The 23,008-nt window shown below is 53.0% G+C and carries 18 protein-coding genes; 6 read left to right on the plus strand and 12 right to left on the minus strand.

Annotation, left to right across the window (positions count from 1 at the left end):
• Positions 1–55: 55 nt before the first annotated feature.
• From CRO05_RS04280 to def, 9 genes are all read right to left on the minus strand, one after another.
• Complete coding sequence (locus CRO05_RS04280; protein ID WP_097065963.1) at positions 56–1,234, minus strand: phosphoglycerate kinase; 1,179 nt, start codon at positions 1,232–1,234, stop codon at positions 56–58.
• 133 nt (positions 1,235–1,367) lie between these two features.
• Positions 1,368–2,369, minus strand: a complete 1,002-nt coding sequence (gene gap / locus CRO05_RS04285; RefSeq protein ID WP_097065964.1) for a type I glyceraldehyde-3-phosphate dehydrogenase — start codon at positions 2,367–2,369, stop codon at positions 1,368–1,370.
• A gap of 80 nt (positions 2,370–2,449) precedes the next feature.
• Positions 2,450–4,465 carry a transketolase gene (gene tkt / locus CRO05_RS04290; RefSeq protein ID WP_097065965.1) on the minus strand — a complete coding sequence of 672 codons (2,016 nt, stop codon included), beginning with the start codon at positions 4,463–4,465 and terminating at the stop codon, positions 2,450–2,452.
• Between the two features lie 352 nt (positions 4,466–4,817).
• Positions 4,818–6,068, minus strand: coding sequence for a sigma-54 dependent transcriptional regulator (locus CRO05_RS04295; RefSeq protein ID WP_097065966.1), 1,251 nt, complete (start codon positions 6,066–6,068; stop codon positions 4,818–4,820).
• A gap of 101 nt (positions 6,069–6,169) precedes the next feature.
• Positions 6,170–8,341 carry an ATP-binding protein gene (locus CRO05_RS04300; protein ID WP_097065967.1) on the minus strand — a complete coding sequence of 724 codons (2,172 nt, stop codon included), beginning with the start codon at positions 8,339–8,341 and terminating at the stop codon, positions 6,170–6,172.
• Complete coding sequence (locus CRO05_RS04305; protein ID WP_235001280.1) at positions 8,338–8,961, minus strand: DUF4390 domain-containing protein; 624 nt, start codon at positions 8,959–8,961, stop codon at positions 8,338–8,340. The genes CRO05_RS04300 and CRO05_RS04305 overlap by 4 nt, the downstream gene beginning before the upstream one ends.
• Positions 8,939–10,282: a 16S rRNA (cytosine(967)-C(5))-methyltransferase RsmB gene (gene rsmB / locus CRO05_RS04310; protein ID WP_097065968.1), complete on the minus strand. Its 1,344-nt coding sequence runs from the start codon at positions 10,280–10,282 to the stop codon at positions 8,939–8,941. The genes CRO05_RS04305 and rsmB overlap by 23 nt, the downstream gene beginning before the upstream one ends.
• A complete protein-coding gene (gene fmt / locus CRO05_RS04315; protein ID WP_097066660.1) occupies positions 10,279–11,214 on the minus strand; it encodes a methionyl-tRNA formyltransferase in 936 nt (311 codons plus the stop codon). Before fmt ends, rsmB begins: the two co-directional genes overlap by 4 nt.
• A 100-nt stretch (positions 11,215–11,314) precedes the next feature.
• Positions 11,315–11,818, minus strand: coding sequence for a peptide deformylase (def, locus tag CRO05_RS04320; RefSeq protein ID WP_097066661.1), 504 nt, complete (start codon positions 11,816–11,818; stop codon positions 11,315–11,317).
• A 344-nt stretch (positions 11,819–12,162) separates the two neighbouring features.
• On the opposite strand from def, the gene dprA reads away from it, so the two are divergent.
• Both dprA and CRO05_RS04330 read left to right on the plus strand, forming a co-directional pair.
• The gene (gene dprA, locus CRO05_RS04325) at positions 12,163–13,287 is read left to right on the plus strand and encodes a DNA-processing protein DprA (RefSeq protein ID WP_097065969.1); all 1,125 of its coding nucleotides are present in this window, start codon (positions 12,163–12,165) and stop codon (positions 13,285–13,287) included.
• Positions 13,288–13,539: 252 nt separating this feature from the next.
• Positions 13,540–16,083, plus strand: coding sequence for a DNA topoisomerase III (locus CRO05_RS04330; protein WP_097065970.1), 2,544 nt, complete (start codon positions 13,540–13,542; stop codon positions 16,081–16,083).
• 91 nt (positions 16,084–16,174) lie between these two features.
• On the opposite strand, the gene CRO05_RS04335 is transcribed toward CRO05_RS04330, so the two are convergent.
• From CRO05_RS04335 to CRO05_RS04350, 3 genes are all read right to left on the minus strand, one after another.
• Positions 16,175–16,429, minus strand: coding sequence for an acyl carrier protein (locus CRO05_RS04335; RefSeq protein ID WP_097065971.1), 255 nt, complete (start codon positions 16,427–16,429; stop codon positions 16,175–16,177).
• A gap of 2 nt (positions 16,430–16,431) precedes the next feature.
• Entirely contained in the window at positions 16,432–17,664 is a 1,233-nt protein-coding gene (fabF, locus tag CRO05_RS04340) for a beta-ketoacyl-ACP synthase II (RefSeq protein ID WP_097065972.1), read from the minus strand.
• Between the two features lie 301 nt (positions 17,665–17,965).
• Positions 17,966–18,220 carry a hypothetical protein gene (locus CRO05_RS04350; RefSeq protein ID WP_097065974.1) on the minus strand — a complete coding sequence of 85 codons (255 nt, stop codon included), beginning with the start codon at positions 18,218–18,220 and terminating at the stop codon, positions 17,966–17,968.
• A 518-nt stretch (positions 18,221–18,738) separates the two neighbouring features.
• Here CRO05_RS04350 and CRO05_RS04355 point away from each other — a divergent pair.
• The 4 genes from CRO05_RS04355 to lptG are packed head-to-tail and all read left to right on the plus strand — an operon-like array spanning position 18,739 to position 22,961.
• Positions 18,739–19,899: an N-acetyltransferase gene (locus CRO05_RS04355; protein ID WP_097065975.1), complete on the plus strand. Its 1,161-nt coding sequence runs from the start codon at positions 18,739–18,741 to the stop codon at positions 19,897–19,899.
• Between the two features lie 36 nt (positions 19,900–19,935).
• Complete coding sequence (locus CRO05_RS04360) at positions 19,936–20,775, plus strand: nucleotidyltransferase family protein (protein ID WP_097065976.1); 840 nt, start codon at positions 19,936–19,938, stop codon at positions 20,773–20,775.
• A gap of 42 nt (positions 20,776–20,817) precedes the next feature.
• Positions 20,818–21,900 (plus strand): LPS export ABC transporter permease LptF, encoded by a 1,083-nt coding sequence (gene lptF, locus CRO05_RS04365; protein WP_097065977.1) that lies wholly within the window; start codon positions 20,818–20,820, stop codon positions 21,898–21,900.
• Positions 21,897–22,961: an LPS export ABC transporter permease LptG gene (gene lptG, locus CRO05_RS04370; protein WP_097065978.1), complete on the plus strand. Its 1,065-nt coding sequence runs from the start codon at positions 21,897–21,899 to the stop codon at positions 22,959–22,961. Before lptF ends, lptG begins: the two co-directional genes overlap by 4 nt.
• The last annotated feature ends 47 nt before the right edge of the window (positions 22,962–23,008 follow it).

The following is a 23,008-nucleotide window of genomic DNA, read 5'->3' on the forward strand; positions in this document are numbered from 1 at the left end:
TGGGGGTGGGCAGTGGTCGTACAAAGATAGCGTACTGAGTACGTTAACCCATAAATCAGCGCGCTCGCTGTTCAAGTATTTCCACGGCGGGTAGTTTCTTGCCTTCCAGAAACTCAAGAAAAGCACCTCCAGCGGTGGAAATGTAGGACACCTTTTCATAAATATCATATTTCTGGATCGCCGCGATCGTGTCTCCGCCACCTGCCAGGGTAAAGGCTTTGGTATTGGCGATGGCCATGGCGATGGTTTTGGTGCCGGCGCCAAATTGATCAAACTCGAATACACCAACTGGCCCGTTCCACACGACAGTACCCGCTTTCATGATGATGTTCGCCAACTCTTGCGCGCTCTTCGGACCAATATCAAAAATCATCTCGTCATCGGCAACCGAATCGGCATCTTTCGATACCGCCGGCTCGTTTGCGTCGAACTTTTTTCCAACCACGACATCTACCGCAATAGGGATAGAGGCACGGCGTTTCGCCATTTTATCCATCAGCATTTTCGCGGTAGGAACCAGATCGTCTTCACATAACGATTTTCCGATGTTCTTCCCGGCGGCTTTCAGGAAAGTATTGGCAATGCCGCCACCGACCACCAGCTGGTCTACTTTCTCTGACAGGGACTCCAGCACGGTAAGCTTTGTGGAGACCTTGGAGCCGCCCACTATCGCCACCATGGGACGGGCCGGATCCAGCAGCGCTTTGGTAAGTGCGTCCAGTTCTTCCGTCAGCAGAATGCCTGCACAGGCTACCGGTGCATATTTGGCGATACCATGAGTTGAAGCTTGGGCACGATGCGCCGTGCCGAAAGCGTCCATCACAAACACATCGCATAGCCTGGCATATTTTTGCGCCGTCTCATCGAGATTTTTCTTCTCTCCCTTATTGATGCGGCAATTTTCCAGAACGACCAGTTCGCCTTCGGCAACCTCGAAGCTGTCCTCCACCCAATCCTTGACCAGTCGCACCGGCTTTCCCAGACGTGCAGCAATATTGTCGGCAACCGGCTTCAGCGAGTTCTCTTCGGACCATACACCTTCTTCGGGACGGCCGAGATGTGAGGTCACCATCACTTTCGCTCCTTGTTTCAGGCAATGATTGATGGTGGCCATTGAAGCGGTTATTCGCGCATCGGATGTAACCTTCCCATCTTTTACAGGCACATTTAGATCAGCACGAATAAATACACGCTTAGCTTTAAGGTCAAGATCGGTGACTTTAATGACAGACACTGGAAACTCCAAAGTTGTACGGCATAAGGTGGCTTGTGCTGTGCTTATGACCAATCAAAAGGGAAGGGAAGCGGAATGTGGAGGAAAAGAGCCTGGAAATTTCAGACTATTCATCCCGCCCCCAAGCTATGCGTTATTTGCCGGCGACGACTCGGACCATCTCGAGAATCTTGCTGGAGTAGCCCCATTCATTGTCGTACCAGGAAACGACTTTGACAAAACTGCCGTCAAGAGACATGCCAGCCTCCGCGTCAAATATCGAAGTGCAACTATCACCGCGGAAATCGGTGGAAACGACTTTTTCGTCGGTATAGCCTAGTACACCTTTCATTGCTCCCTGTGAAGCACTCTTCATTGCTGCACAGATCTCCTCGTAGGTAGCATCCTTGTTCAGCTCAACGGTAAGATCGACCACCGAAACGTCAGACGTCGGTACACGGAAAGCCATACCGGTAAGTTTCGTGTTCAATTCCGGGATAACCTTGCCAACCGCTTTGGCAGCGCCAGTGGAGGAAGGAATAATATTTTCGAGAATACCGCGCCCACCCCGCCAATCCTTGTTGGAAGGACCATCGACTGTCTTCTGTGTGGCAGTAGCGGCATGCACTGTGGTCATCAGTCCTCGCTTGATACCCCAGGTATCGTTCAATATCTTTGCGACAGGGGCGAGACAGTTGGTAGTACATGAAGCATTGGAAATAATGGATTCTCCGCCATATGTTGCATCATTTACCCCGTACACAAACATGGGAGTGTCGTCTTTCGACGGCGCGGACATGATGACTTTTTTGGCGCCCGCGGCTATGTGTTTCTGGCAAGTTTCCTTGGTAAGAAAAAGTCCGGTCGACTCGACGACAACTTCGGCGCCTACTTCGTCCCATTTCAGTTCCGCGGGATCCTTGACCGCGGTCAGACGGATCTTCTTGCCATTGACGACCAGGGTATCGCCCTCAACCGAGACATCCCCCTTGAAGCGGCCGTGCACTGAATCATGCTGCAGCATATAAGCCAGGTAGTCAGGTTCAAGCAGATCATTGATAGCGACGACTTCAATGTCCGGAAAATTCTGTATTGCCGCACGGAATACCATCCGTCCAATTCGGCCAAATCCATTGATACCGACTTTGATTGTCATGTTTTAATACTCCTTGGATTAAAAAAAGATCCCCAGGCGAGGGAATAAGTCCCGCCGCATTGTGCGCACACTGATCGGGATTAGATAACGCTATTCACCGCCTTTACCACATTCTCTACGGTGAAGCCGAAGTGCTTGAACAGCTCGCCGGCAGGCGCTGACTCGCCAAATGTATCGATGCCGATTACGGCGCCCTCAAGCCCTACATATTTGCGCCAGAAATCGGTAACGCCCGCTTCCACTGCCACGCGCGCTATACCCTTCGGCAATACGCTGTCCTTATAATCCGGATTCTGGCGATCAAACACATTCGTGCAGGGCATGGAAACCACCCGCACGTGAACATCCGTTTCGGCCAGGGCCTTTTGAGCCATCATCGCCAGCCCAACTTCCGAGCCGGTAGCAATAATGATGGCCCGCGGCTTGCCGTCAGGCGCGTCGGACAGAATATATCCGCCTTTGTCGATCCGCTTGATGGTCTCGGGGTCACGCTTCTGGAAGGGCAGATTCTGGCGGCTGAAAATCAGTGTTGACGGTCCGTTCTTACGTTCGATCGCCCGCGCCCAGGCAACGGTTGACTCGACCGTATCGCATGGACGCCACACGTCCATGTTGGGGATATAACGCAGCGTTGCAGTCTGTTCTACCGGTTGGTGTGTAGGACCGTCTTCACCCAACCCGATCGAATCGTGAGTGAATACAAACAGGTTGCGAATTTTCATAAGCGCTGCCATGCGCAAGGCATTGCGGGCGTATTCCGAAAACATGAGGAAAGTGGCGCCATAGGGGATGATGCCGCCATGCAACGATAGTCCGTTCATCATCGCGCTCATGCCGAATTCACGTACCCCGTAATAAACATAGTTGCCCCCGCTTTCGGCGGTGACGGCTTTTGAGCCCGACCAGAGGGTAAGATTGGACCCTGCCAGATCCGCGGAACCGCCGACCAGTTCCGGTAATTTTGGCGCCAGACCTTCAATGGCGTTCTGCGAGGCCTTGCGGCTGGCAATCGATTCTTCCTTCGCATGCACACGAGCGATCAATCCATCCACGTGTTCGTGCCAGTCATCCGGCAGATCGCCGGACATACGCCGGGTGAACTCAGCGGCTTCGGCCGGATATTTCTCCGCGTATTCCGCAAACTTGCGATCCCATGCGTCCTCCAATCTTTTGCCTTTCGCGCGGGCATCCCACATTGCATAGACGTCCTCGGGGATTTCAAAGGGCAGATGATCCCAACCGATATGGGGGCGGGCAGCGGCTATCTCCAGGTCGCCCAATGCGGCGCCATGGACTTCATGAGTGTCGGCCTTGTTGGGGGAACCCATACCGATTACGGTTTTGCAGCAGATCATCGAGGGCTTGTCCCCCGCTTGCTTGGCCGCCTCGATCGCTGCTTCAATAGCCACCGGGTCATGGCCGTTGACGTTGGGCACCACATGCCAGCCATAGGCTTCAAAACGCTTGGGCGTGTCATCGGTGAACCAGCCTTCGACATGGCCGTCTATGGAAATGCCATTGTCGTCGTAAAAACAGATCAGCTTGCCTAATCCCAGTGTTCCCGCCAGCGCACAAGACTCATGGGAGATTCCCTCCATCAGGCAGCCATCGCCGAGAAACACGTAAGTGTAATGATTGACAATATCAAAGCCGGGACGGTTGAAATCTGCGGCAAGTATTTTTTCCGCCAGCGCCATGCCGACACCATTGGTGATACCTTGCCCCAGGGGACCGGTTGTGGTTTCCACGCCAGGTGTATAACCATATTCGGGATGGCCGGGAGTCTTGGAGTGAAGCTGGCGGAAGCGCTTTATTTCCTCCATTGGCAAGTCGTAGCCGGTGAGGTGCAGCAAGGCATAAATCAGCATCGAGCCGTGCCCATTGGACAGTACGAACCGGTCCCGGTCGGCCCACGCCGGATTCGCGGGGTTGTGGCGCAAATGGTGAATCCATAACACCTCAGCTATCTCCGCCATGCCCATGGGCATACCCGGGTGACCCGAATTGGCTTTCTGAACAGCATCCATAGCCAGCGCACGGATGGCGCTTGTCAGGTTTTTGAACACCGGCGCTTCAAAATCTCTAAATGTTCCCATGAACATGGACTCCCTTACTCAACGGAAATATATTTGGCACATAAAAACACCGCTCTCCCAACACGGGAAGCGCCGGGCAGCGGTGCGGATCGGCAAAATCGTTATTATCGCTTAAGATACGATGTCAGACAACATGACAAATCGCAAGGTAAGCAATCGAAGCCCGTGCTCCCATAATCGGAGCAAGCGGCGCGGACCTTATTGCCGTGGCGATTTTGCCGTTTTACCGATCCAGCGACGAAAGCGACAAAACGTCATCGCTTATTTAGTATTGGAATACTGAACAAATCTTTCCTCATCTTCCCTTATCTTCCCTCGTAGTCCCGCCCGCAAATCCGGAAATAGTCCAGGCTCAAGTATTCCGCAATCTGATGCCCAGCAGTTTAAGCTTGCGGTAAAGATGGGTGCGTTCCAGTCCGGCTCGCTCGGCCACCCGGGTCATATTGCCATTTTCCTGATCGATAAGCTGTTCAAAATATACTTTTTCGAACATATCACGCGCTTCACGCAAAGGCATGTTAAGCGGGACACCCGCGACCGCCGGCACAGGCGATGAAGATGCCAGTATCTGCTTCACATCGTCCACAGATATTTCATCGCCTGCGCAGGTTAACGCGAGAGAATGCACTGCCCCGGTGAGTTGTGCAAGATTTCCGGGCCAGTCGTGGTTTCGTAAACAATTGAGTGCAGCGGTACTGAATTGCCGCAGAGGTACTTCACCTGCTTCAATATAGCGCGAGAGTATCTGGGCCGCGAGTTCAGGAATATCTTCCCGATGTTCCCGCAATGCGGGAACATTTATGCAAAGGCCGCTCAGAAGTTCATAGAGTCGGGGATCATACACGCCTTGTGCTGCCAGTCCTGCAAGGGGTGTCGAGGTAACGCATACAAGCCGAACGCTGTATTTTTCGAGTTTACCCAGCAGCAACAGCAACCCCTTCTGCGCCAATCTGTTGAGATCCCCGATCTCCTTGAGAAACAGCAACCCGCCTTTTGCCTGTTCAAGTAAATCAAACGGGGCGTTCGCCAGGGCGGCAAGCGTATCCGGCTCTACCCACGGTGTATTCGGGCGATGCAAAAAACGTGCGCAGAGATCCACTCCGGTTCCTGGCTCACTGGTGAGCAGCAGCGGCGTTCTCAGATTAACCACCTGTTCCAGCCGTTTTTTAAGATCGGCGATCAACGGTCCCCTACCCAGGCTGGAAAGCGGGAGCGTCATGCGCGGTTTGATCTGTCCTCCCCGCAAAGCGCGTCCCACAGTGCTCAACAGCTTTTGCAGCGGCACCGGTTTCTCGAGATACCCCGCTGCGCCCATACGTGTTGCTTCTACTGCGGTATCGATGGTGCCATGCCCTGACATCATCACTACCGGCATGGTGAGCAGTCCGCCGCTCGCCCATTCTTTCAGCAGGGTGATCCCGTCGGTATCCGGCATCCAGATATCCAGCAGTACCAGATCCGGTCTCGCCTGCTTGCGCCAGCTGCGCGCCTGTCCCGCATTTTCCGCAAGGGCCACATGATAACCTTCATCACGCAGTATTTCGGACAATAGCTCGCGTATGCCGATTTCGTCATCAACAACAAGTATTGTGTTGTTACTCATAATTCAGGATCAATTGCTCACAATGTGGTGGAATTACTCTCCAGTTTCCCATTACGAATTATCTCTGGATGCTCAGGAGCAAGTTCGCGATGACTGATTCATTACGTCGCCTTGGGGTAGGCTGCCAAACCGGCTTTCTTTGCCGCCGGTAGAGTAATTGAAATGCGCGCGCCGCAAGGCCGAATATTTTCGACCTGTATGGTGCCCCGATGTTCTTCGATTATTTTTTTGACGATGGGCAGTCCCAGCCCCGTGCCTTTCGATTTGGTGGTAACGTAAGGTTCGAACACCCGGGCTCGGACTTGCTCGGGAAAACCGCCGCCGTTATCACTTACGCTGAACCGTATTCCGCCGGGCGCGAGTTCGGTCCGCACCATGATTGCCGGTTCTGCAACCCCTATCAGTGTATCCTGGGCATTCTGCAGGAGATTATGAATCACCTGGCGTAGCCGGGCGGAATCCCCTTTCACGGTCGGCAGGCCGGGAGCCAGCGCAAGATAAATTCGTGGCTGGGGACTTCCCGGCGCCGCTGCGCTTGCGGCCTCATACAATGCAAGGATTTCCCGAATCAGACCGTTGAAGTCAAGCAGATGAAACTCGAGCTCGGGCGCGCGCGCATATTCGCTGAATTCATTAACCATTTTTTTAAGCGCTTCCACCTGGTTGACGATGGTCTCAGTAGACCGCCGCAGGATTTGCGCATCATCCTGGCCGAGCTTCCCTGCAAGCTTGTGTTGCACACGCTCAGCGGAAAGCTGTATCGGTGTGAGCGGATTCTTGATTTCATGGGCCAGACGCCGTGCCACCTCTCCCCATGCGGCCGTGCGCTGAGCCTGCAACAAGTTGGTAATGTCATCAAAGACCACCACACCCCCGCCGCCTGATACATCCGGCAGACGTGTCCCGCGCAGCAGCAAGACCTGATTGGCCCCATCTCTTGAGCGCTCCAACTGACACTGCCATTCGCCTTCTTTCCCCGAGTGAAATCCTTCGAGAATCTCCGCTTTGAAAGAGTCCAGTTGAGGTTCACGTGCTGCACATTCTTCAATAGTCAGGCCTTCGAGACCGGACAGCGGAACCTTCAGAATTTGTTCAGCGCTCAGATTTGCAGTACGCACGCGTAAGCCTTCATCGAATACGAGAACGCCGGAGGAAAGATTGGCCAGTACGTTTTCCAGGTAGGCTCTGGCGCTTTCCACTTCCTGCTGATGGTGCTGGGCCGTTGTACGCGCTTCCTCCAACTGCTGAGTCATGAGATTGAATGATTCCGTCAGCACGCCCAATTCATCACGACTCTGCACCGGATGGCGTCTGCTGAAGTCACCTTGTGCCACCGCGCGGGTCCCTTCCGCCAGCATGCCCAGAGGAGCGCTCAACCGCTCACTGATAAGAAAGGCCGCAGCCAGAGCGGAAAAAAGCGACAGCAGCAGCGCGAGTGTAAGCGTAACGCCGTAAAGGCTTTTCAACCCCTCGCGCGATAGCAGCAATTCCTGATAGTCTCGATAGGCCGCCTGCACTATTTCTGCATCTTCGGCCAGTTGTCTCGGTACAGGCTGCAATAGTTGCAAGACCTGGATATCTCCTTCCGCGTCTGGTACTTCGACTAGTTCCAGTACCTTTAAATACAAGCCTTTGCCCGGTATGGATTCTACTGCGCTGTACGATCTGTCCGTGGTTACCTGGTGCATCACCGCCGTAGTTAGCGGTTCCGGGATAAGCTCCGTGCCACCCGCACGCGAAAAAACGGTTACGCCGCCGACGTGATTGAACAGCGTGGCTTCCTGTATTTGTGTTTGCTCCAGGAGACGGTTTAGTGTCGGTAGCGGCGGTTCCGATTGCTCGGATAGTGAAAGCGCGGCAATCCGGGCCTTGTTGCGAAGATCATCCAGGAGATTGTCGAGAATATTGCGCCCAAGATTCAAGCCGCCTTCGAGCGCGCGGTCCACTTTGACATCAAACCAGGATTCGATGCTTTTTCCCAGGAATTGCACCGACACACCATAAACCAGCGCCCCCGGCAGAACCGCCATTAGCGAGAAAATCAGCAACAGGCGCAATGCGAGCCTGGAACCGAATACCCCGGCGTTAAGCCTGCGCCTGAGTCTCCAGAGCAGATATCCAACCACCGCCATCAGAAACAACACGAAGCCGACATTAAGCCGGATCAGAAGGCGGTATTTCCGGTCAAAAAGTCCGGTGTCGGCGCCCGCCGTCGCAAGCAGGAACAGCATGACCGCACCTAATCCAGCACTGATGATAATTACGTACTTCACGGCCTGTGGTTATCCGCATGCTTTTGCGGCGGCAATATTGTGCTCCATCGCAGTATGCCGGAACTGAGATCCCATTCCTTTGATCCCCCGAGCGTCTCTACCTGAAATGGCTTCGGCAATGCGGATATGTCAAGGCGCATGCGTAATTCCACCGTATATTCGGTGTCCTGCTTCAGTTCCGAGCTGACGCTGATGGGACGATTACGCACACGGCTCAGCGCCTGCAATGCCTCCTTTAGGGTCGCGAAGTTCTGAGACAGCGTGCCGCGGCTCAAACGGTATTGACGAGTCAGTGCGAAATAGCTCAGCCCTTCCCGAACCCTGCTATGGCCGACTCGCTCATCGAGCCAATACCAGCGGGAATTCATGAGGTTGAGTTCGGTTACGAAGTAAAGGACGATACCTTTCTCAAGCACATATTCGAGTTTATGATTGAGCGCAATCTCGAAATCAGCATCAAACTGATAACCTTCCTCAGCCGTTTCCAGCTTTACCGACGTTATCTGTATGCTGCCCTCCGCATAGGCAGTGGCGGCCGGCAACAGCGCCATGATCAGCAGCGTCGTTACGGCCGCCCACAACAGCCGCATGAAGAAATCAGGCTTTATGAAGCAGGGCATAAAAGAAACCGTCATGGTGGGAGTTCGGCAGTAGTTGCCCGTCAATTATCCCAGACCGGGAAAGCGGTAGCAGACGGGCGTCGGCGTGATGGCGCAAGAAATCTTTCACCTGAAGTCCGTTTTCCTCTGAAAATACCGAACAGGTGACGTAGAGCAACTTGCCACCTCTGGCCAGGATCTGCCAAAGGGCATCGAGAATTTCCCGCTGTTTCGCGCAAAATTGGAGTAGATCGCTTTCACGCCTCAGCCATTTAATGTCCGGATGACGGCGCGTCACTCCCGAAGCAGAGCAGGGAACATCAGCCAGGATGCGGTCGAATTGCTTGCCATCCCACCACTTTATCGGCTGCGATGCATCCCCATGAACGATGCGATGGGCTTTAAGGCCCAATCGAGTAAAATTCTGGGTTATGCGAGCCACCCGCGCGGCGTCATTATCGACTGCGGTTAATTCTACGCTCGCCAGTTCCAGCAAATGAGCGCTTTTGCCACCGGGGGCGGCACACGCGTCCAAAACGCGCATGCCGTCCCGTGCGTCCAATAGTGGCGCCGCCATTTGCGCGGCAGCATCCTGGACCGATACCCAACCTTCCGCAAATCCCGGCAGTCTTTCCACCGGCAACGGTTGTCTCAGCTCAAGCGCGTCATTTAGCGCATCATCTTCCAGTGGCACTGCCTCCATGCCATTTTGAATGAGAAGCTCCTGATATTCCGTAACATTGAGCTTACGTCGGTTGACTCTCAGCGTCATGGGCGGTCGCTTGTTACCTGCCTCCAGAATTGCCTCGTAACGTTGCGGATATTGCACATGAAGTTTATCTATCCACCATTGTGGATGAGAATACCTTCCTACGTCGCTTTCGGCTACTCGCTCAAGCAGGGCTGCACGTTTCCGCATGAAGTTGCGCAATACCGCATTGACCAGCCCCGCTGCCCCCTGTTTACCTTTGCCACCCTTGCCACCCTTGCGACCGCTGAGACCGCTGAGACCGCTGAGACCCCCAAGGCCGCGAGAAGCTGACACAGCGTTATGCACAACCGCGTATGGAGCGGTTTTGCTGTATTCCAGTTGATATAAGCCCACCAATAATAAACAGCGCAGATTCTGGTCCTTCAGCGGCTTGTCCAGCAGCAAACCAAGCAATACATCGAACTGGCCATAAAAACGCAGTACGCCGTAGCTTAAATCCTGAATGGCGCCGCGCTGCTGATCAGAGAGATCGGAATAGGTGTGCCAGGTGTCCCGCAACACCGCGGTCAGGCTCGCGCCAGCCAACACTTTTTCCACAGTGGCGGCAGCCAAACGCTGAGTTCTGATCATTCCCGGCATTCAAAGCGATCACCTGGCCGCAATGAATGCCCTGAGAGAAATTCAGCTGCACTCAATTTTATTCCACCAGATTTTTGCACGACTTCCAGTACGAGTGAGCCCGTGCCACATGCAACAACAATGCCGTCGCGTCTTATTGCAACAATTTCCCCAGGTTTGCCGGCGATATCCCCAGCTGTGCTTGCCTGCCATATTTTCATGAAGGCTCCGCCTATCCGGGAATAAGCGCCGGGACGAGGATTAAAAGCCCGCACCGCGCGGCTGATATTTTCAGCACTCAACCGCCAGTCGATTTCAGCTTCGTCTTTTTCGAGTTTGGACGCGTATGTCGCCGTAATTTCATTCTGGGGAATTGCAAAAATTTTTCCCTGCTGCAAAAGCGCCAGCGCTTCCACAATGCAATATGCTCCCAGCGCGGCAAGCTTGTCGTGCAGAGTTTGCGCGGTGTCATCCTGTGCGATCGCGATACTTCGCTGCAATAGAATAGCGCCCGTATCCAAACCTCGATCCATTTGCATGACCGTAATTCCGGTTTCTCTGTCGCCCGCCAATATTGCGCGCTGGATAGGGGCGGCGCCTCGCCATCGCGGCAGCAATGAAGCATGTATATTGAGGCAACCGAGCTTTGGAATGCTTAAAATGGAGGAGGGCAGGATCAGTCCGTAAGCCGCGACAACCATGACATCCGCCCCGATGGCGTCCAGTTGCGCATGCAACTCGGGCTGTTTAAGCGCATGCGGCTGTAATAACGCAAACCCGTATCGTTGTGCCAGCAACTTGATTACGCTTGCGGTGGATTTCATTCCCCGCCCGGCACGACGGTCAGGCTGGGTCAACACCAATGCGATTTCATGTCCGGCATGTGCCAGGGCTTCAAGAGCAGGAGCGGCAAATGGCGGCGTGCCGGCAAAAATAATTCTCATGGAAAGCATGCGAAGGTATTCGAAGAGATGCCGCAACCACTTCGCTTATTAATCCATAAACTCTTAATGATCGCACGTTCGCCAGTAAAAGAAATCGATGTCACATTACCTTTCGCCGCTGCTTTTTAAATTTTGCCTGAATACGCGACTGCTTCATCCGTGACCAGTACTCGACGAATACCTTCCCCAGTAAATGGTCCATTTCATGTTGAATACACACAGCCAGCAAACCGTCGGCATCAAGCTTGTATGGTTTTCCGTCTTGATCCAGCGCCTCGATCATGACCCGTTCCGAACGCGGTACCTTTCCAAATATTCCGGGTACCGATAGGCATCCTTCTTCATAGTCAGACTCACCGCTGCGCGTGATGATTTCGGGGTTGATCAACACATGCAACTGGTCATGCGTATCGGAAATATCGATTACGATCACGCGCCGGTGGACATCAACCTGGGTCGCCGCAAGGCCGACGCCAGGGGCGGCATACATTGTTTCCGCCATATTCTGCACCAGAGTGCGAATTTCGCTATTAACTTCCGATACTCGGCTCGCTACAGTGTGCAGTCGTTCATCCGGATACTGCAATATTTTTAGAAGCGCCATACGATTCGTGAGCGATGCGCGGCCTCGGGCATCAAACAATCCAACTGCAAAGTTCAACCCGTGCTGTTACCATATTCACACTGCATTCTATAGTTGACATCGTATTTTTCAGGAATTTGGTGCAGAGCCCATTATATCCTGATTTCGCCAGGAAGCTCATTCTGCAGCCCTGGGCCCGCCCGCCTTGCCCATAAGAGAGCAGTTAGAGAGCAGTTGATAACGCATCATCACTTCAGGCGAAAAGCGGGAGATCTCGATTCAAAAATCATTGGCTCTGCGAACATCCAGGGAATACAATCGGCTCGGGTAAAGGAGGATGGGGAAACGGTGCCAGGCAATATTAAATGAAGTCCATTCGGGATATTGAATCCTGGCTCTCCCTTGGCATGATTGACGGTCTCGGTGATGAATCGATACGACGATTGCTGGTGGCTTTCGGAAGTCCCGCGGAAATTCTTTCCGCTAATATCGCCTCGCTAGAGCGCGTGGTGAAAAAGAAGGTAGCGTATAACATTGTCCATGGCGCGGACGAAAAAAAAATTGCTGCTACACTTGAGTGGCTGAAAGATCCGGTAAATTCGATCGTTACGCTGGCTGATTCCCATTATCCCGCGCTGCTGCTGAACATTCCGGATCCTCCCCCTCTTCTTTATCTGAAAGGGAAGCCTGAACTGCTGAATTCGCCGACACTTGCCATTGTCGGCAGCCGCAATGCCACACCTCAAGGTATTGCCAATGCTGAGGCCTTTGCCGAAGCCGCAAGCAATGCGGGGCTGTGTATAGCGAGTGGCATGGCATCCGGCGTAGATGCCGCGGCTCATCGTGGCGGCTTACGGGGTAGCGCAGCCAGCATTGCAGTAGTGGGAACTGGTTTGGATATCGTCTATCCCGCAAGCAACCGCAAACTGGCGCACGAGCTGGCGGAAAAGGGCATGCTTATTTCCGAGTTTCCATTAGGCACGCCTGCCATCGCCAGCAATTTTCCGCGTCGAAATCGCATCATCAGCGGGATGAGCCACGGTTGTCTTGTGGTGGAGGCCGCGCTACGGAGCGGCTCGCTCATTACTGCCAGGCAGGCATTGGAACAGGGTCGCGAGGTGTTCGCCATCCCCGGGTCCATACATTCGCCTTTATCCAAAGGCTGCCATGCACTCATCAAGGAAGGGGCGAAACTGGTCGAAAGCGCCGACGATATTCTGGATGAGCTGGCGGGAGGATCAGGAAGATCAGGAGGATTGGGAGGATCAGGACAGGGGCGAGCCGCGGGTGGCGCCGCCCATGATGTGGATGAGCTACAGGGCAGCGAGCCGTTGCTGCTGCGACATCTCGGCCATGACATCACCGATATCGATACGCTGTGCGTTCGCAGCGGCTTGACGATAGAAACGGTATCGGCGATGCTGTTGGCGTTCGAACTGGATGGCGTGGTTGCGAGCCTGCCCGGCGGGCGCTACCAGCGGCTTCGGTAGAGCGTCACGTCAGTAGCCAAGCAGTTATCTATAATAAAATCAATTGAATCGTAGTGGGATGTTTAGCGTTGGTAATTGCAACGCTAGCCAAAAGTGTGCTGGCACTGATGGCGGCAAGGTGTATTATTTGCCGCGCAACTTGACCCTGTCTTGTAAGTTTCCATTATCATGCGCCTGCATCGGGGCGGTTCGGAGTCAAGTTCTTCTCCTGTACACTAGCTACCGGGAAATTGCGAACTTCACTGGAGTTTCATGGGTAAGACATTAATCATCGCTGAAAAACCTTCTGTCGCCACCGACATTGCGCGTGTGCTGGGCGGGTTTGTCAAACACGCAGATTACTTTGAAAGCGATAAATACGTACTATCGTCAGCGGTGGGGCATTTGCTTGAGCTGGCAGTGCCTGAACAATATGAGGTCAAACGCGGAAAATGGAGTTTTGCCAATCTGCCCGTAATTCCACCCCACTTTGATCTCAATCCCATCGAGAAAACCGAGTCGCGGCTGAAGCTATTAACCAAACTCATCAAACGCAAGGATGTGGACGCTCTTATCAACGCTTGTGATGCGGGGCGCGAAGGAGAATTGATCTTTCGGTACATTACACGCCATGTGGGAACCAAAAAACCGGTCAAACGACTTTGGCTGCAATCGATGACGCCAGCTTCAATTCGAGATGGTTTTACTAAATTACTTGACGATGAGGCTGTGCAGCCGCTGGGGGAAGCAGCGGTAAGCCGTTCCGAAGCCGACTGGCTGGTGGGCATAAACGGCACCCGCGCCATGACTGCATTCAATTCGCAGGAAGGCGGTTTTCACAAGACCACCGTCGGCCGGGTACAAACACCCACCTTGGCAATTCTGATTGAGCGGGAAGATATCATCAAGAAATTTGTTGCCCGCAGCTACTGGGAGGTGCATGGTACGTTTGCCGCCAATGCGGGGAAGTATAACGGCCGCTGGTTCGACGAGAAGTTTTCCAAAGATAAAAAGGATGCCGAACAAAAAGCCGAGCGGCTATGGGATCAGGCGAGTGCCGAAGCTATTCGAACCAAATGTCAGGATAAACCCGGTGTCGTCAGCGAAGAAAGCAAGCCTGCCTCGGAAATCTGCCCGCTACTGTATGATCTTACCAGCTTGCAGCGAGACGCCAACGGGCGCTTTGGTTTTTCCGCCAAAACAACGCTTGGGCTGGCTCAGGCGTTATACGAAAAACATAAGGTGCTGACTTATCCGCGGACCGACTCGCGTGCATTGCCGGAAGACTATATCGCAACGGTTAAAGACACCATGGGTTCGCTGGAGAGTACCCGTTACGGTGTTTTTGCCAAGCAGATCCTTAAAGCAGGCTGGGTTAAGCCCAACAAGCGTATATTCAACAACGCAAAAATTTCCGATCATTTTGCAATTATTCCGACTTCTCTTGAGCCTAAAGCACTAAACGAGGCTGAAGCAAAACTCTACGACCTCGTCGCCAAGCGTTTTCTGGCCATTTTTTATCCTTCCGCTGAATTTCTTGTTACTACCCGCATTACTCGCGTCGAGGATGAGCCATTCAAAACTGAAGGCAAGGTGATGATAAATCCTGGCTGGCAGGCCGTTTACGGCAAGGAGGTGCGTGCCGGCGGCGCAGAAGATGAATCGACTTTAGTCCATGTAAAGCCAGGAGAGATCGTTCTTGGGGAGGAACTCAAGGTCATCGCCAACCAGACCCGGCCACCGGCCCGATTCAATGAGGCCACGCTGCTGTCCGCCATGGAGGGCGCAGGTAAACTTGTGGAAGACGAGGACCTGCGAGAAGCCATGAGTGCAAAGGGACTGGGTACCCCCGCAACCCGCGCCTCGATCATAGAAGGGTTGGTGTCGGAAAATTACGTTCAGCGTGTGGGTCGGGAATTGCATCCTACCGCGAAGGCTTTCTCGCTAATTACGCTGTTGCGCGGACTGAAGGTGCCTGAACTCACTTCGCCAGAGCTGACGGGCGACTGGGAATTCAAACTGCGCCAGATCGAGCAGGGAAAACTCGAACGCAACAAATTCATGGCAGAAATCGCTGGCATGACCAGCCATATCGTCGAGCAGGCGAAAAGTCATCGTGGTGAAACCATCAGCGGTGATTTTTCAACGCTCAAGTCTCCCTGCCCGAAATGCGGCGGTGTGGTGCAGGAAACTTACAAGAAATTCCAATGCCAGAAATGCGATTTTGCATTATGGAAAATCCTTGCAGGGCGGCAATTTGAAACGGTGGAAATGGAACAACTGATCACCCAGCGCGAGGTGGGCCCGCTGCAGGGGTTTCGCAGCAAGATGGGGCGCCTGTTCAATGCCAACGTCAAACTCACCGATGAGTTTGAAATGAAATTCGATTTTGGTAGCGGTAGCGAAGAAGATGCGGAAGAAATTGATTTTTCCGGTCAGGAATCGCTGGGAAAATGCCCCCGTTGCGGGAGCAGGGTATTCGATCACGGGATGAGCTACGCATGCGAGAAAGCTGTGGGCTCGTTGCGCACGTGCAGCTTCAAGATAGGGAAAATAATTCTCGCGCGTCCCATTGAACGTGAACAAGTTGTCAAGCTGTTGCACGCTGGCAAAACCGATCTGCTGCCAAAGTTTATTTCCAAGAAGGGCAGGCCATTTTCGGCTTACCTGGTCGCAGGCCCGGACGGAAAAGTGGGATTCGAGTTTGAACCAAGAAATACAAAGTCCAAAACAACGGCAGCTACAAATGAAACAAAGGTTACAAAACCAAAAACCAGGACTTTGTCATCAAAGAAAGTCCTGTCTGGAAAAATATAGCGCGACCGGTGGTGGCGCAACGGAAGGGTTGCTTTTACAATTGAATTCCATTCATTTGATGAACGGATACACGCCTTGAGCGCCTCATCCTTTACGATGACGCCTGTGCCTGGTGATTTTCAATATAGGAGATAATATCGCCGACGCTGGTAAACCCCTTGGCTTCTTCACTGTCAAAATTAATGCCGAAAGCATCTTCAGCGTCAAACAAAAGCTGAATCGTGTCCATCGAGTCAAGCCCCAGTTCTTCAAACTTTGAAGATCTGTTTATTGTAGATGTATCCAGATTTTCAACCTTTGTAGCGATAAACTGTATCACCTTCGTTTCAATCTCTGCTGTGTCCATATCTAATCTCTTCCTTCATTCAAGGTTGTGAAAAGGATACTCGCATTGTTGCCCCCAAATCCGAAAGCATTACATAAGCCGGTACGTGGGTGCTTCTGCTGTGCGTGATTAGCTGTGTAATCGAGATCACACTCCGGATCAGCCTCTTCAAGATTGATGGTTGGATGTATGGTGCCGGTATGAAGCGCCATGATAGTGGCGATGCTGCCGATGGCAGCCGATGCACCGACTGAATGTCCAATCATTGACTTGGTGGCGTTGACGGCAATATGGCGCGCACGGTCTCCAAACAGATTTTTGATGGCCCGGGTTTCCACGATATCTCCAAGCGGCGTGGAGGTTGCGTGCGCATTGATATGATCGATGGAATCTGGATCCATGCCAGCGTCATCGAGCGCCCCCCGCATTGCCGCCACCTGGCCCTCCATGTCCGGCATCACGATATGTGACGCGTCACATGCTTGTCCATAGCCCGCAAGTTGAGCGTATATTTTTGCGCCTCGACGCGTTGCCTGTTCTTCCCTCTCCAGGATGAGGATGCCTGCGCCTTCCCCCATAACGAAACCATCCCGGCCTTTGGCGAAGGGCCTGGATGCCCGGGCCGGATCACCATTGGAGCTGGTAGTCAAAGCATGCAATATCTCGAAACCATTCATGGTCAGCGGTAATACGCATGCTTCCGCACCCCCGGCTATCACTGCATCCGCTCTTCCTGAGCGCAAGAGATCAAGAGCCATGCCAATGGCGTTGGCGCCGGAAGAGCATGCCGTACTGCAGGTCAGATTTACACCTTTGAGTCGATGTTTGATTGCGATCCAGGCAGCTGCGGAATTTGCCATTGTTCGAGGTACCGTAAAGGGAGGCACTGGTTGATTCCGAAACTTGCGTAGTGCAGAAGACTCGAACGTAGCAAAGCCGCCCATTCCCGAGCCTATGCTTATGGCCACTCGTTGCGGTGCATACGCACCAAGTCCTCCGGCGTCCTCGAGAGCGAGATCAGCGGCCAGCAGCGCCAGTTGTGTGAATCTGTCTGTTTGCTCGATGTACTTGGGCGACAGAAAGCTTGCGGGATTAAATTCGTTAACTTCTCCTGCTATCTGTGAGCGTAGATGTGATGCGTCGAAGCTGGTAATTTTTTTGATTCCACTAATACCATTGACAGCCGCTGACCAGAATTGGTCAGTGCCTATACCGATGGGGGATACAACCCCCATTCCCGTAACAATTACACGCATACGCAACCGGAATCAGTCATAAACGATCTGTGGAATATCATAAATTTTAATGGGGTGGCGAAGTGGAGTTTGCCAACCGGCGCATTTACGCCGCAGGGCAGCTTGATAAGAAATACAAGGCGGACTTTCATACGTCTGAAGCCGAACCATTTTGTGGGTTGAATCATAGTTGAATTCAGGAAAACCACCCGGCCTTCTTCAGTCCTTAACATCGATCCTGTCAAAAATGGCGAACAGGCTATGGCTAGCGCCTCTTCTCCGCTCATCCTGTTGTTTTTCAGTCTGAGCATGAATCCGCGCCCTACTGTGCATTAAACATCATTGGGAACAGGTATCTCAATATGCCTCCCATGATCCAGATTACAAGTATTAAACTCGAGATCACGGCCATTCCTTCGATAACCGCTGAAAGGAGCGTCGTGGCCAGGCTATCGAATTCCTGTTGTCCGGCTTCGTTACGCCTGCCCAGGCGGCGTTTCTTCACCCATATCTGCAGCCCGACGACAACCGGAATAAGCGCCAGAGATATCAGGAGATTATATTCAGATGTTTCCATTACTAATCAACCTTTCCGTAAATTATTGCGATAGGAAATTTCCATATTGCCATGTTATGTGGCTTCCTTTTTATGCAGAAGGCACTTAGGCCACTTATGCATTTGCTTCTCAAGGGGCCGCCTGGTTCTTCAGAGACTGGTTATCAGACGTTGCACCGCACGTCGCAAATTTTTAAAACCGTCTATCTGACTGATCCATATGGCCCAATTAAACGACCACGGCAATTCATGCCTGATGCCCCCTCCTTAATTGCGGGCAATTTGCTGAAATCTGCGCCTCAGACTGTAAACCACCAATTATAATATCACGTCGTCCACATGTCATCGAGTTAACATACTTCACCCATCCGGAATTGTAAGAAGGCCTTGCTATGGCTCGGCAGGCGGTCTAAAAGCACGGTTAGCCAGCCTTGAAGAATATTCCCATATTCCCGTCAGGACGCACCAGCATCAGTCCGCCTTTTAAACCGGGTGCCACCTTTACAATAGTTGATTAACCGCACACACCATTATTCTTCATGAATGAAAAAGCCGCCCAACCAATATCCTCGGGGGTTACCGTACGTCCGGTCACAAATCGCCGCGAGATGGGGGTGTTTATCGATGTCCCATGGCGCATCTACGCTGACGACCCGATGTGGGTGCCGCCGCTACGTTTGGAGCGTCGCCTTCATTTTTCAAGGTTTAACCCCTTTTTCAAGCATGGAGAATGGCAGGCGTGGACCGCATACCGGAATAATCAGCCGGCAGGAAGGATCAGTGCTCAGATTGATCAGCTCCATCGGCAACGCTACGGTGCCGACACCGGGCATTTTGGCTCGTTTGAATGCATTGATGATATTGAGGTATCCGCAGCGCTGATACATACCGCCGAGGAATGGCTGGCTGCCCGGGATACCAGATGTGTAACGGGACCGTTTAACTTATCGATCAATCAGGAGTGCGGCATCCTGGTAGACGGTTTCGATACACCCCCGGTGGTAATGATGCCGCACTCACGTGAATGGTATGGCAGGTTGCTTGAAGAGCAAGGCTACGAACCGGTAAAGGATCTGCTTGCCTATTGGGTGGAGGTCGATTTCAAGGCGCCCCGCTTGATGAGCGCGCTTATCGGGAAATTTTCCGACCAGGTTAATTTGCGTACCCTCCGCCGCGACAAGTTCAACCAGGAGATGGAAGTGCTGCGTGATATATTCAACGACGCATGGTCCGAGAATTGGGGCTTTGTTCCTTTTACCAAGGCTGAGTTTGACGAGCTCGGCACGAGTCTTCGCTTGCTCGTCCCCAATGATTGCATTCAAATTGCCGAGGTTGATGGTGTTCCGGCGGCGTTCATGGTGGCACTGCCGAACCTCAATGAAATTTTTGCCGAGCTTGACGGAAGCCTGTTCCCATTTGGCTGGACCAGGCTGGTCAGGCTCAAGTCCCGGGGTGGGGTTCGTACCGGGCGGATACCGTTAATGGGAGTACGCAAGCAATTTCATAATACTCCGCTCGGCATGGCGCTGGCCTTTATGGTAATTGATGCGCCCAGGAAACTGGGTCGGGCCATGGGAGTTCAGGCGGTTGAATTATCCTGGATACTTGAGGATAACAAGGCCATGCGCGCAATCCTCGCTAGTTTAGGCTGCAGGGAATACAAGCGCTACCGGATTTACGGCAAGACGCTGACCGGTTAACTGACTGACCGATGGAAAATGGAGCAAACGTTTACAATGAATAAAACGGATCAGTTTGTCGCCGTAGTGCTGGCGGCGGATCGTACTGCTAACGATCCGATTGCTGTTGCAACCGGCGCAGCCTGCAAGGCGATTGCCCCGATTTGCGGAAAGCCGATGATCATACGCGTACTGGATGCGCTGGAAGCCAGCGGCATGGTGCGGATGATTATTGTGTGCGGGCCGCCGGCGTCCGTGCTTCCCGAGTGTCCGGAGCTGGAGGAGCGGATCAAATGCGGACGTATTACATGGCTGCCGAACCTGGATTCGCCCAGTCGCAGCGCAAATAGCGGTCTCGCGCAAATTGATCAAGGGGCTCCCGTATTATTGACCACTGCGGATCATGCCCTATTGACACCTTCCATTGTGCGATATTTTTTAAGCAAATCTCAGGAGGCGGACAGCGATGCAACGGTGGGTGTGGTTAAACATGAAGATGTCGCCACCGCGTTTCCGGGAGTAAAGCGCACTGTGATACGACTGCGGGATGGAGGCGTCTGCGGCTGCAATCTCTATGCCTTTCTCAATCAAAATGGCCGCGGCCTTGTTTCGGTCTGGCAGCGGGCGGAAGACCTGCGCAAACAGCCCTGGCGATTGATCGGGCAAACCTTTGGTGTTACGACCGTTCTTTTCTATCTCCTGGGATTATTGACAATTGACAAGGGATTGAAGGCCGTCAGGGCCAAAACCGGCATAAGGGTGCAGCCGGTGTTTTTGCCTTATCCACAGGCCGGCGTCGACGTTGACAAGGTCGAGGATATGCTGCTTGTCGAATCGGTCCTGGCGGGAGAAGCACACGTTGCTCAAGAGCAGGCAGATCCGCAAAATATCTCGTAGACGGCTCCAGAGACCGTTCATCCATCGCGGCAGAGAATACTCGTGAAAATAATAGAGCGATATATCACGCGTGAACTATTGATACCGTTTACGGTGGTGGCCACTATCCTGGCGATACTGTTCGCGAGTTTCAGCAGCGCCCGGTTTCTGGCTGGGGCAGTGACAGAGTCGCTCGGTCTTGCGGCAATGTTGAAGCTCGTGCTGCTGAAAACCTTGATTGCGCTGGAAGTGCTGATGCCGATCTCCCTGTATGTTGCTGTAGTCATGGGACTCGGCCGATTGCACAGAGATCAGGAAATCGCTGTCTTACGTTCTGCCGGTGTCAGCGAGAGCCGCATAATATATGCCATTCTAATAGTCGCGATTCCGGTGGGGATTGCCAGTGGCGTCCTTTCCATCTTCGTTCGGCCATGGGCATATGAAGAAAGCTATATGCTGAATGCCCAGGCGGAGGCTGAATTGAATATGGAGCGATTCCAGGCCGGGCGCTTCTACGGGACCGAGGGCAAGGGCAGAGGCCGGGTGGTTTATATTCAAACCAAGGATGATGCCGGTAATCAGGTGAAAGATGTATTTCATTATATCAATGAGAGCGGTAGCAGCGAGCTCATCCTGGCGAAAGCGGCACATCAGCCTGAACTCGAACCTGGCCAGCGCCCGCAAATCCATCTGCTGGACGGTTATATTTACCGGCTCATGCATTCTGGAACAGAAGATACTGTTGTCCAGTTCGATAAACTGATTTATTTCACCGACAGCGGTAATGTACTGGATTACAAACGCAAGGCTGCCCCAACCGCGGCATTGATGAAATCCGATCAGCCACGTGATATTGCCGAATTCCAATGGCGACTTTCACGTCCTGTTGCAACCATTCTGCTGGCGCTTATTGCGGTGCCATTCAGCCGGGCTTCCCCTCGCCAGGAAAAAGGCGAACGGACATATTATGCCGCCGCCCTGGTTTTCGCGATCTATTATATCTTGAACGGATTAGCCCAGACATGGGTGGAGCAGGGCACTATCGGCAGCGTACCCGGTGTCTGGTGGCTCTACGCCGTGATGCTCCTGATCGTGCTCAGTCTGCTGTCACCGCGTTTCTGGCAGAACCTATTTCTGCGCAGATGACTATAATCAACCGCTACCTGGCGTTGCAGATTGTCATGGGGCTGGGAATCGCTACCGCGGTGCTCTTGCCATTATTCGGTTTTCTCGACTTGCTGGATCAGCTCGATGACGTCGGGAAGGGTACTTATCGCGTCAAGGATGCATTCCTGCATACAGCCTTGCTGCTGCCCCGCCGATTTATCCAGCTTGCGCCTTTCATTGCGTTGCTAGGCAATGTGGTCGCGTTGGGACGGCTGGCTGTTGGGTCGGAGTTGACCGCGATGCGGGCAGCGGGCGTGTCTCCCGCTCGTATCAGCCTCGCTTCACTTTCCGTTGGGCTGATACTTTTATCACTCATTACTGTACTGGATCAATTCGTCGCTCCGCAATTCCAGCAGAAAGCCATCTCTTCCCGAGCCGTCGCGCTTGAGAAGAGCGCCGCACTTGGCAAGCATCTGGGTATCTGGACCCGCGACGAACGAAATATATTACGTATTGGCGAAATGCTGCACGCGGGAAAAGCAGCAGATATCGAACTGATGCATTTCGATGATAATGGCTTCCTGCTGACCTATACCTATGCCGGATATGCGGATTTCATAGATGGGGATCTATGGGAATTGCGCGATGTCACCACCAAGACTTTTACCGGCAACGGGATAGAGTCCGTGAGCACGGCGTCGATGCAATGGAAATCATTTCTGAATCCGGACGATATTTCGACGCTGACCAAGTCGCCGGAAAGTCTTTCCCCGATCGAGTTATTCTTTCATGTGCGTTTTTTACGTTCCACCGGACAGGAGGTAGATGCCTATGCACTTGCTTTATGGCGAAAAGGCGGCGGCATATTGACAACTGTCGCGATGCTATTGCTTTCGATACCTTTTGTTTTCGGATCGGTTCGGGCGGGCCTCGGCAACAGACTCGTACTTGCTTCCATGCTCGGTATCAGCGTCTATTTGTTTGACCAGATTGTGGCGAACGCGGGGCTGTTGCTGCACTTGAACCCGGCATTAACCGCGCTTCTGCCGGGGTTGGTGCTAATTGCGCTTGCCGGTTTGTGGCTGCGGCGGATTTTCTAGTCTCCGCTCATTATTTCCTATCTGAATAAAAGAGTTTGTAGTCGCTG

The organism is Nitrosovibrio sp. Nv4 (assembly GCF_900215485.1).
Lineage (GTDB): Bacteria > Pseudomonadota > Gammaproteobacteria > Burkholderiales > Nitrosomonadaceae > Nitrosospira.